This is a genomic window from Pirellulales bacterium (assembly GCA_036499395.1).
GTDB lineage: Bacteria > Planctomycetota > Planctomycetia > Pirellulales > JACPPG01 > JACPPG01.
In genome coordinates this window covers 58571-70644 of record DASYDW010000064.1, presented here as the reverse complement: position 1 = coordinate 70644, position 12074 = coordinate 58571, and the positions used below count along the sequence as shown (strand labels likewise).

6 protein-coding genes are annotated in these 12074 nt (G+C 61.5%); 5 read left to right on the top strand and 1 reads right to left on the bottom strand.

Features of this window, described 5'->3' with window-relative positions:
- Positions 1–90 precede the first annotated feature (90 nt).
- Positions 91–1572 (bottom strand): Nramp family divalent metal transporter, encoded by a 1482-nt coding sequence (locus VGN12_11490; GenBank protein HEY4310066.1) that lies wholly within the window; start codon positions 1570–1572, stop codon positions 91–93.
- A gap of 342 nt (positions 1573–1914) precedes the next feature.
- Between VGN12_11490 and eno the strand changes: the two genes are divergently transcribed.
- From eno to VGN12_11465, 5 genes are all read left to right on the top strand, one after another.
- The gene (eno, locus tag VGN12_11485) at positions 1915–3213 is read left to right on the top strand and encodes a phosphopyruvate hydratase (protein ID HEY4310065.1); all 1299 of its coding nucleotides are present in this window, start codon (positions 1915–1917) and stop codon (positions 3211–3213) included.
- A gap of 447 nt (positions 3214–3660) precedes the next feature.
- Entirely contained in the window at positions 3661–6951 is a 3291-nt protein-coding gene (locus tag VGN12_11480; GenBank protein ID HEY4310064.1) for a tetratricopeptide repeat protein, read from the top strand.
- A 45-nt stretch (positions 6952–6996) separates the two neighbouring features.
- Positions 6997–8460 (top strand): PAS domain-containing protein, encoded by a 1464-nt coding sequence (locus VGN12_11475; protein ID HEY4310063.1) that lies wholly within the window; start codon positions 6997–6999, stop codon positions 8458–8460.
- Positions 8461–8527: 67 nt separating this feature from the next.
- A complete protein-coding gene (locus VGN12_11470) occupies positions 8528–9892 on the top strand; it encodes a PQQ-binding-like beta-propeller repeat protein (protein HEY4310062.1) in 1365 nt (454 codons plus the stop codon).
- A 188-nt stretch (positions 9893–10080) separates the two neighbouring features.
- The gene (locus VGN12_11465) at positions 10081–12072 is read left to right on the top strand and encodes an ABC transporter ATP-binding protein (protein ID HEY4310061.1); all 1992 of its coding nucleotides are present in this window, start codon (positions 10081–10083) and stop codon (positions 12070–12072) included.
- Positions 12073–12074 lie beyond the last annotated feature (2 nt).

Below are 12074 nucleotides of genomic sequence, written 5' to 3'. Positions count from 1 at the left end.
TTGCAACCGGCCCCGCATTTGTTCTGCGAAATCTGCGCGATCTGTGAAATCTGCGGACGACTTCTCTTCGTTGTTAGACCGCCGGTTTTTTTAGCCGGCTGCCGCAAACCAACCTGACACGGCCGGCCAGAAATCGTAGATCGCCCAGTACGGCACTGCGTACGCCGCCACAGCCGCGATCGTGACGAAGGCGAACCATAGGCACGCGTCCCACCGCTTTGACGGGGCCAATCGGCGATCCGTGCGCTTGTAGCGTAGATAAAGCGTGGCGGCCGTGATGATTGGTAGCGTCGCTGCCTGAACGAAGCCGCCAAGGATCACCATTCCCTTGGGATCGCGCCACCATAGATACAAGATCATGCCCACCATGGGATAAGCGATGCAGCAGCGGCGTATCCAGCGGTCCCGATCGGCGTCGCACGTGTAGGTCACTAGCTTTGCCAGGCCGAAGAAATCAGCCGTCAAGCGACTGTTCGACGCCGAGGCGACGTACAACGTCTTGAACAACACGGCCCACACGCCGATCAAGAACACGGTCTTTGTCCAGGCGCCGAAAGCCGGCACGTACATGCTGGACAGCGTTTCGATCATCTGCGACTTTTCGGGCACCAGCCCTTGCCGGTGTAATACGGTCGCCCCCAGCAAGTAAAACGACACTGTCGCCACGGTGAAGATGACCATGCTGAACCAGGCGTCCAAATACATGACGCGCATCCAGCCGTGCGCGCGGCGTGCCCAGTCAGGCGACGGCGAGCAGCGACCGGTGAAACGGGCGTATCCCTTTTCCAGGCACCAGTACGGGTAGGCGTATAGCTCGGATGCTCCCACGCCCGTGATGCCGAACGTGCTAAAGGCCGCCGCGATGGCCACGGCCGGCAGCGCCAAGATTTCGAGCGAGAATCCCTCGCGAATATCGTCCATGCCGACGGGATATCCCATACCCGGCAGCAGCGCCACGCAGGCCACCGTGATCAGAGTTACGGCGGCGACCAGCACGGTTGTTACACGCTCCACGCGCTTGTAACCACCACTGAGCAACAGCACGACGGCAGCTAGCGCCGTCAGCACCGCCCAAGGATGCTCAGGCTTATCACGAATCGTGTCCGCCAGCAGCGGTGCCCACGACTCGCATGCGGCGGCCAAGTTGGACGCCACTTGCGGAAAGGCGAGGTTCAACGCCTGGCCCACTCCCCCCACCATAGCTCCTAATTGGAACACGGTGATCAGCAACATGATGAACCACCACCAGACGAGCCAATGTGCGCCCAGGCGTGGGCCCGGTAGGGCGTTTAGTGCGGTCAGGGTGGGCAAGCCGGACGACAGCGAATAGCGTCCCAATTCGATCTGTACGAAGACCTTGATCACGCAGCTGAAAAGAATCAGCCACAGAAAGACGAAGCCGTAAGTGGCTCCCAGCGCTGTCGTCAGTAACAGCTCGCCCGAGCCGATGATGCTGCCGGCCAAGATGATTCCGGGACCAATTTTGCGAAAGGCGGACCACAGGTTATGGGGTGGGTCGGCGATATTGGCGTCGTCCAGCGCGTCCGGATCATGAAGCTTCGCCTGGTCCATGCCGCTGGTCCGCCAAGGAGATTTTCTCGCGCCCGCCGCCGATGCGGCCCCTATGGTAGCCGTGGCCAACGCAGCCCGCCACGGTACGACCGCGATTATTAAAGCCCCGATCGCGTCGACCGCGACCTATGATTTCACAACCCCCATTGACTTTGCAGGGCCTGGGCGGAACAACAACGTTTTCAGCCTACGACGATCTCTCATGATCGGGGGCGATAGGCTGACGCAAAGCTTGCGGTTCGGGGCCGTGGTCAAACAGGCGCGCTTCGTGGGCATGCCTGTTAAGGACCTTCAGTGATTTGGCTTGCAACGGCGCTGTGCCTTGCGGAAGGAGTTCGACGGATGGCCTGGGTGATGTCGGTGCGTGCCCGTGAAGTTCTCGATTCGCGCGGCAATCCCACCCTCGAAGTCGACGTGTCGTTGGACGATGGTGCGCGCGGGCGTGCGTCGGTCCCCTCGGGGGCTTCGACCGGTGCGCGCGAAGCCGTCGAGCTGCGCGACGGTGATCCTGAACGCTTCCGTGGCCTGGGCGTCACCAAGGCCATGCGCAACGTCAACGAAACGATCAGTCCGGCCTTTCACATGTTCGACGCCATCACGCAGGAGGACGTCGACCGTCGGTTGTGTGAATTGGACGGCACAAAAAACAAGAGCCGCCTGGGCGCCAATGCGATCCTCGGCGTCTCGATGGCCGTGGCCCAGGCTTCGAGCGCCAGCGCCGGCATCCCGCTCTATCGTTACCTGGGGGGCTTCAATGCGCACCTGCTGCCGGTGCCACTTTTCAACGTCCTTAACGGTGGCGCGCACGCCGACAATAGTATCGACTTCCAGGAGTTCATGATCGCGCCAGTCGCGGCCCCCAGTTTTCGCGAAGCGTTGCGAATGGGCGTCGAGGTCTACCACTCTTTGAAGGCGCTCTTGAAAGAACAAGGACACTCGACGGCCGTGGGCGACGAAGGGGGCTTTGCGCCGAACTTGAAGTCGCACGAGCAGGCGCTCGACTTGTTGTTGGCGGCCATCGAAAAAATCGGTCTCCGTCCTGGTGAGGACGTGCTGTTGGCGCTCGATTGTGCGGCCAGCGAGCTCTACAAGGATGGCGCCTATGTCTTCAAGAAATCGGGGGGCGCTCGCAAAACGACCGACGAGATGATTCGCCTGTACGCCAATTGGCTCGACAACTATCCGTTGTGGTCGATCGAGGATCCGCTTGCCGAGGATGACTGGTCCGGCTGGCAAGCACTTACGAAAGAATTGGGGAGCCGTGCCCAACTGGTGGGGGACGATGTCTTCGTGACCAATCCCGCGATCATTCGCCGTGGAATCGCCGAGGGGGTCGGAAATGCCGTACTCGTCAAACTCAACCAAATCGGCACCGTGACCGAGACCCTCACCGCGATCAACGATGCCCAAGAAGGAGAGTACGCCACCATCATCAGCCACCGCTCGGGCGAAACGCCCGACGTTTTCATGGCCGACCTGGCTGTCGCCACCGGGGCAGGTCAGATCAAGGCCGGCGCTCCTTGCCGCGGCGAACGACTGGCCAAGTACAACCAGTTGCTGCGCATCGAAGACGAGCTCGGCAGTCGAGCCCGCTATGCCGGCCCAAATATCTTGCGACAGCGCCGCGAGTCGAAAGGCTAGTGCCGTAGCGGCATAGAATGCCACCTGCTCGGCGACTGCGTCCTCGGCGATTCGGCCTGCACTGGCAAATCGCAAAGCATCGAGCTGCTGCCCTCCCTTTGGGTTATGCGCACCGCCCGGAGATCACCGTGTGGATGGCAGCGCGTCGTGGTCAAAATGCTTGCTTTCGCACAGCGCCGCGGGGATACTTTCACTTGCGGTGCGCAGGGACACAGTTCGGGATTGGGGAGAGTTCTCGTGCGTTTTTCTCGACAGCGCATCGCGCGGTCGGCGTTCAATATCTTGCGGCCTTTTCCGCTGCAGCGACCGTCACGTGAACCGCGAACCACGCGCTGGATTACGTGCGCTGGCACGCTCCGTTGTGGGATGGCCGCCGCTTTTCTTGCTCACCCATTTCGGTGCTCGTGCATCTGAGACGAACATTCCCAAGATCAGCAGGCCGGAAGTATGGAACGTGCCGACGATCTGCCAGACCTGAGCCCCGACGAAGAGCGGGTGATCGGCCACCTCGTCGAGTATCAGCAAGCGCTCGCCGATGGGACGCCGACCACGGACGAGACTCACGAGGCCACGGACGTTGCCGCTGAGTTCAAGGATCAGTTGGTCCGCGGCAAGCACCTGCTGGAACTCATGGCCACGATCGGCCAGGAACGAGACGATCCGATCGAGTTGTCGGGCTATCCCGCCGATGCCGCCGGACCAACGACGGCCGCCCGACTGGAAGACCTGCTTTCGACGTTGCAACACCAGGGGAAAACGCCTCAGCGGCTCGGGCGATTCATCATCCAGCGCGAACTGGGGATCGGTGGGCACGGCGTCGTACTCTTGGCATTTGATTCGGTGTTAAAGCGTCAAGTTGCCCTGAAGATTCCCCGGGGCGAGGCGCTGGTCTCGAGCAATCTGCGCCGCCGGTTCGCGCGCGAAGCGCAGGCCGCGGCGCGACTGACACATCCCAATCTGGTTTCCGTCTACGAAGTCGGCGAGGTCGGATCGATCGGCTACATCGCGTCGGCCTTCTGCACGGGTCCTAGCCTGGCGACATGGTTGCAGCAGCGACGCGAACCGCTGTCGCCCATTCAGGCGGCTCACCTGGTGGCGCCTTTGGCTGACGCCATGCAATACGCTCATTCGCAAGGCGTGCTGCATCGCGACATCAAGCCAAGCAATGTATTGCTCGAGCCCGAAGCCGGCTGCGTGGCGGGGGCGCCTGGTACGTTGGCTGATCTGCCGTTCGTTCCGAAGCTCGCCGATTTCGGGCTCGCGAAACTGGAAGGTACGGCCGGCACCGATACGCTGACCGGCGTCGCGCTCGGCACGCCTGGCTACATGGCGCCGGAGCAAGTCGAGGGGCGCATGGCCGACATTGGCCCGGCGACCGACGTTTACGGCCTGGGCGCGCTTCTCTACGAAGCCGTGACCGGAAAGCGGCCTTTCGTTGGCACGTCGGACGCCGAATGCATGCAGCGCATTCTCAGCGAGGATCCGCCCCCGCCCAGCCATTGGCGCTCCAGCATCAATGTCGACATGGATGCCATCTGCTTGAAATGCCTGGAGAAAAGCCCCGGCCGACGATACGCGTCGGCCCAGGCTTTGGCAGACGACCTGCGACGGTACCTGGCGGGCGAGCCGATCCACGCACGGTGCGTGACTCGCGTCGAACGCCTCGTGCGGTGGGCACGCCGGAATCCGCGCATCGCTGCGCTGACGGCAATGGTGCTGATCCTGTTAACATCGATTGCCGCGATTTCGACCGTGGCCGCCGTGCGCATCGATCGGGCGCGCCACCGCGAACAAGAAGCGACAGCCGAAGCGCAGCGCGAGGCTCAGCGCGTCGAGGAATTCGCGCTACGCGCTCAGAGCGAGTCCGACACGGCCCGCGGTGTCGCGAATTTCTTGGAAGGAATGTTTCGCTCGGCTGACCCGATCGGTTTGGAGGGAGTCCGCTTTCAATCTCAGGTAACCCACGCGACTGAGCTTTCGGCCGCTGACATTCTGCGGCAAGGAACCGAATCGCTGCGGACCGACTTGAAAGATCAACCCGCGGTTCAGGCCAAGCTGATGGCCGTGATCGGCAGCGTGTACGTGACGATGGGCAAACTGCGTGAGGCGCAGCCGTTGCTGGAACGCAGCCTGCGGATTCGCGAAGAGTTGACCGGACCGGACAGCCTGGAAACGGCCGAAAGCTTGCACGATCTGGCCACGTTGCGTTTCGCGAATTTCGATTTTAGCGCCACGAGGAATTTGCTCGAGCGGGCGCTGGCGATCCGCTTGCGCCGACTGGGCGCCGACGATCCCGACACGATCCGCACCAAGTTCAACCTGGCCTGGCTGGCCGTCACCAGCGGCCACAGCACGACCGCGGAAAAGCAGGCAGCCTTGCCATTGATGGAGGAAGTGCTGCAATTCCATCGTCGCGAAAACGTCTCGCCGACGCGCTACGGCTTTGCACTGATCGGGTTGGCGATGCTGCGCTACGAAGTAGAAGCCAAGCCGATGCACGCGGCGGCACTGCTGGCCGAAGCCAACCAGGTGCTGACCGAAAATGGGGGTTCGGATATCGGCGCTGGCCTGTTACTGATGCTTCGGTCCTACGTGCAGTGCCGGGTCGGTAGCGGCCGCGTCGCAGTGGCGACGATCGAGGCCGGCATCGAACGTATTCGCAAAGCGGCTGGCGACCGGCATCCGGTACTAATCTGGCCGCGATACATGTGGGCCGATGCGCTCATCAGCACGGGGCGATACGACGAAGCGTTGGCCGTGCATCGCGACACGATCGATCTCTGTCGGCAAATTTACAATGATCGCCATCGCGCGGTCGGCCTGACGAAAGTCCGCATGGCCGAGCCCTTATTGTTGATCGACGATCGAGCAGAAGCCGAAGCGACGCTGCGCGAAGCGCTCGATATTTTCCGGTACGAGAATTCGAATCTGAGCAATCGCGAATACACCCTGCAGGATTTGCTGACTCTGTTGCAAACCGACAAGCGTTTTGCCGATGCAGCCCAACTGTGTCGAGAAGAGCTAGCGGGTGCCCGGCGCATTCCCCCCGGCGAGGAATCTAATGCGTACTTGACGTCGCTGCTGGAAAAAACGGCGCTCGCCGAGGAAATGTCAGGCAACTGGAATGCGGCGCAGTCCGCGCTGACCGAAGCCATCAGTCGGAAGTCGGTCGTTGCCAGTCCCGCCGATCCAGCTATTGCCGAGATGTGGCTCGATGCAGCGCGTGTGGCGCTTGCGCAAGGATTGCAGGAAGATTACCGTGCGATCTGCCAGCGATTAGTAAAGGATTTTGCTCCTGACGCATCGCCAGAACTACTGCGTGCCATCGTGTGGACTTGCGTGATTACTCCCGACACGGCGTCGGGTTCGTACGATTTTGTGGGGCTTGCGCAGCGCGCTCTGGAAGGAAATAGCAAGAAGATCACCTTTCAGCGCATGCTGGCCATAGCACTGCTGCGTGCGGGCCATTATCAACAGGCGAAGACTCTGTACGAAGAATTGTTCGAGACTCCCGGTTGGACAGCGCGCTGCGCCGATTTCGCGGTCGTGAGCATGGCACATTCCCACTTAGGTGATATGGCGGCAGCGCAGGCGTGGCTGGAAAAAGCCGAAGCCGAACCGGTGCCGACGTTTGATGATTCGTCACCATGGCGCGCCACGCAACGCGAGCTGCTGGAGCGGGATCTGCTGGTCGACGAGGCCCGACAATTATTAAAACAGGCGACGATGAAGGAATAGCGTTGGCACCAGCGGCGGCCAGGCACCGCGGTAGAGATACCCTCCATGTTGAACAAAACACCTTCGCGTGACGCAATAAATCCGGATCAAGGTCCGGCCCGGGCGCGCCCCGATTTGCAAGCCATGCTCGACGCATTGACATTGCATGGCGAGGACACGATTCTCGCCGTCGATGGCACCGGGCGGGTGCATTATTGCAATCGTGAACTCTCCATGCTGGCCGGCGACGATGACGACGAAGGTTGCACGATTTTCGATTTTCTAGCTCCTTCGGGCCATGCGCGCTGCCGCGACGTTTTGCACACCGTTTGCCAGTTGGGACAGGCCGACCAGTTCGAGTCGCGCTGGATCGACGGGTCGGTGCGCGCGATCCGCGTAATTCCCTTGCCGCGGCAAAAGACGGCTTTGGCGCTCGCGATTTGCGGCGATGTCACGAAGGTGCGGCGCGTGGAAGAAGCGCTGCGCGAGAGCGAGCTACGTTTTCGACAATTGGCCGAGAATGTACGCGAAGTGTTTTGGTTGATGGACGCCGACAAAAGCCGGGTACTCTACGTCACGAACGCCTATCAGCGAGTTTGGGGGCGGGCGGCGACCGAATTGTACGACGGCCTATTCGGCTGGTTCGACGCCGTCTATCCCGAGGATCGACCGCGCGTCGAACGTGCGTTCGCGGCGGGCCTGGCTTCCGGGGGTTTTCAGGCCGAATATCGTATCACCCGCCCCGACGGCTCGTTGCGTTGGATTCGCGACCGCGCGTTCGCCTCGTTCGGCGCCGACGGCCAGATATCGCGTATCGCCGGCATCGCCGAGGACATCACCGATCAACGCAATGTGGAAGACAGCCTGCGCATGGAAAGGAAGTTACTCAAACGGCTGCTCGATTTACAGGAGCGCGAGCGGCACTTGCTGGCCTGCGAAATCCACGACGGGTTCATTCAGGATCTGGTCGGCGCGAAAATGCTGCTCGAGTCACTCCGCCCTGGCTTGCCGCCGGAGAATCCCTGCTCGATAGAGCGTCTTGACAAGATCGAAGCGGCGCTGCGTAAGGCTATCGGCGAAGGGCGACGCATGATTTCGAATCTGCGACCCATGGTCATCGATGACAAAGGGATCCTGGTCGCGATCGAATACTTGATCAACGAGAAACAGGCCGACTCGGGGCCGCAAATGACTTTTGCGCACGACGTTCGCTTTACGCGCCTGCCGCCGCTCTTGGAAGGGGCCTTGTTCCGCATCGTGCAAGAATCGCTGACCAATGCCCGGCGGCATAGCAAGGCTGCGCACGTGCATGTGGATCTGGCGCAGGTCGACGAGCGGGTGATCTTGACGATTGTCGACGACGGCGTCGGTTTCGACCGCGCGGCGGTGCCCGAGGGACGCTTCGGCCTGCGTGGCCTTGTCGAGCGGGCTCGCCTGTTTGGTGGGCGCGCGGATGTGCGCAGTGAACCCGGTTCCGGGACTCGCATTTGGGTCGAACTACCCATTAGCAAAAGCGCCCTCAGTCTCTGAGCGGCCCACGCCGCTGTCTTTGTCCGGCGCGCCTCATCGCATAGACTAACGTCTACGAGACTCTCCTATGCATTCACTTTTAAAATACGCGCTATGGGCCCTGGTGCTGCTCTCGTTTGCGCCAGGCGCGCTCGTTGCCGGGGACAACTGGCCACAGTTCCGCGGCCCGGCTGCGCAAGGGGTTGTTGACGATCCACGCCTGCCTGAAGCGTGGAGCGCGAGCGAAAGCATTGCCTGGAAAACTGCGATTCCCGGTCGCGGCTGGTCGTGTCCTATCGTGTGGGGCAATCGCGTCTTCCTGACCAGCGTCACCAGCGACGATGACCAGGTCGAGCGCAAGCGAGGAATCTACTTCGGCGGCGATCAGCACGAGGCGCCCAAGACTGTGCAGCAATGGCGCGTCGTCTGTGTCGATTTAAGCGATGGCCGTATCCTGTGGCAGCACGTCGCGCATCAAGGGGTACCACCGCAATCGGTCCATCTGAAGAATACGTACGCTTCCGAGACCCCGGTCACCGACGGCGAACGCGTGTACGCCTACTTCGGTAATCTGGGCGTTTTCTGTTACAGCGTCACGGGCGAGCCACTTTGGTCGCGAACGCTCGGCAGCTATAAGACGGCCGATGGCATGGGGACGGGCAGCTCGCCAATACTGCATGGCGACAATGTTTTTATCCTCAATGACAATGAGGATGACTCGTTCCTGATCGCTCTCGATCGGAAAACCGGAGCCGAGAATTGGCGCGTCGCCCGTGCCGAGAAGAGTTGCTGGTCGACTCCCTTCGTATGGCACAATCCCATGCGGACCGAGATCGTGGTCTCGGGCAGCGGAGTTATCCGCTCCTATGATCTGGATGGCAAGCCATTGTGGCATCTGAACGACGTGTCGGCCCACTCGATTCCGTCGCCGCTGGCAGGCCCGAACTTGCTCTACCTGGCCTCGGGACACGTGCTGAGCAAGTCGCGGCCGATTCTGGCCGTACGTTCAGGCGCCATGGGAGATATTACCCTGCCGCCCGACGCGACAAGCAACGCCTTCGTAGCCTGGTCGCTGCGCAAAGCCGCGCCGTACAATCCGTCGCTGCTCTACTATCAGGATTACATCTACGCGGTGACAGACCTCGGCATCCTCTCTTGTTATGACGCGCAGAGTGGGAAGACGATGTACGAGAAGAAGCGCTTGCCTAATGGCCGGGCGTTCACGGCTTCGCCCTGGGCCGCCAATGGACAGGTCTTCTGTCTGAGCGAATACGGCGATACCTTCGTCATCAAGTCCGGGCCGACGTACGAACTGATACGCGTGAACGCATTAGGCGAGGACGAAATGTTTTTGGCCACCCCGGCCATCGCCGGGGATCAGTTGCTGATCCGCGGCGAACACGCGCTCTATTGCATCCAGAAAAAAGTCGCGACGGCCGAAAAACAGGACTAACCCACCCAAGAGTCCGCTGCCGACGAACCTTTGGCCCGCAGCACGGCAGTCGCGATTTACCGGCCCATTCCCATTTCGCGCACGCCGCCGCCCTGTGATTGCGCTACAATTACGACCGTAGGATGGGAGCTCGCCAGGCCGTGGCGCCGGGAACTCCTCGCAGCGCCGACTCAGGAATTAATGCTCTTATGAAAATGCGGAACAGTACCAGTCGCTCGCGTTTCTCCAACTATCGCCGGCAAGTGCGCGAGACGGGACATGGCGAGGCAGTTGCGCACGGGAAGCACGGGAATCGCAGTCCGGTGGGCCGTTCGAATCGTTCGGCCTGGTTGTTGGTGCGGCGTTTTTTCTTTCTCGTGACGGGGCATCGCGCGGCGCTCGCGATTGCACTGGCCACGCTCACGATTTCTACGCTCTTGAAACTGATTCCGCCCGCGGCCACGAAGCTGGTGGTCGATTACGTCTTCCCGGGCAAGCCGTTGCCGTTGGCCGAGCACTGGAACTTGCCAACCACGGGCACGCCGCTTTTGGCGATATTGGCCGGCGGAGTATTCGTGGTGTCGCTGCTGTCGGTCATCGTGAGCACGTGGGGGCGGTATCTGGCGACGGTAACAGTCAAACGCCTGCAGATCAGCCTGCGCAAACGCGTCTTCGAACATGCCGTGCGGTTGCCGCTGCATCGCGTCTATACGTTGAAATCAGGGGGCGTGGCAAGCATTCTGCGCGAGGATGCCGGCGGTGTGGGCGAACTGGTATTCAGCATGATCTACAACCCCTGGCGGGCCGTGATTCAGTTGCTGGCCAGCCTGGCGGTGCTGGCCTGGGTGGACTGGCGGCTGCTATTGGGTTCGCTCGTGGTCATCCCGACGGTCTTCTTTACGCATCGCACTTGGATCGGCCGCATCCGACCGCAATTCCGCGAGATTCGCCGGCAACGCCAAGAGATCGACAGCCATGCCACCGAAGCCTTCGGCGGCATGCGCGTAGTGCGCGCTTTTGGCCGCGGCCGTAGCGAGGCCGGGCGCTTTACCCGCGGTGGCAATTTGATGGCACGGCACGAGCTGTTGGCCTGGTGGTGGTCGCGCGGCGTGGAAATGGTGTGGGCTGTGCTGATTCCGGCGGCGTCGGCACTGTTGCTGATCTATGGAGGGTCGCAGGTTCTCTCCGGCACGCTTTCGGTCGGCGACTTGATGATGTTCCTCGTTTATCTGGTCATGCTGCTCGAGCCGTTGGCAGTGCTGGCCGAAAGCGCCACGACGCTGCAAAACAATCTGGCCGGTCTGGATCGCGTCTTCGACCTGCTGGAAGAGCCGCGCGAGATGCCATCGCTGCCGGGGGCGATCGACGTCCACCGCGACACGGTGGCAGGCCACATACAACTGCGCGACGTCGGCTTTCAATATCCCGGCAGCAATCAGCACGTCTTGCGTGACGTCACTCTCGAGGCGAAGCCGGGACAAATGATCGCCCTGGTCGGTCCTAGTGGCGCCGGCAAGACGACGCTCTGTAATCTCGTGGCGCGGTTCTATGATCCCACGAGCGGATCTGTAACTCTCGACGGAGTCGACCTGCGCAAGATCAATGTCGACAGCTACCGCCGGCTGCTGGGCGTGGTGGAGCAAGATATTTTCTTATTCGACGGGACGATCGCGGCTAACATCGGCTATGCCGGTCGCGACGTAACGCCCGAGCAGATCGAAGCGGCGGCGCGTATCGCTAACGCCCACGACTTCATCAGCAGCTTGCCCGATGGTTACGATACCCTGATTGGGGAACGCGGCGTCAAGCTCAGCGGCGGCCAGCGGCAACGGCTGGCGATCGCCCGCGCCGTCCTGGCGGATCCCAAGATCTTCTTGCTGGACGAAGCCACGAGCAACCTCGACACCGAAAGCGAGCGGCTCATCCAACAGAGCTTGAGCACGCTATTGCGCGGGCGCACCAGCTTCGTGATCGCCCACCGCCTGAGCACGATCGTGCATGCCGACTTGATCGTCCTACTTGTGGACGGGCAAATCGTCGAGCGCGGCACGCATGCCGAGCTGATGGCCAGCAGTGGCCGTTATCGCACGATGGTCGAAATGCAGATGGGGCTTGCCCACAAGCCGCAGGTGCCGGCTGCAGGGCAGAGTGCGGCGAACTCGCCCGAGATCGATCCGGCCCTGGCGACGCCGACCTTCTGAGG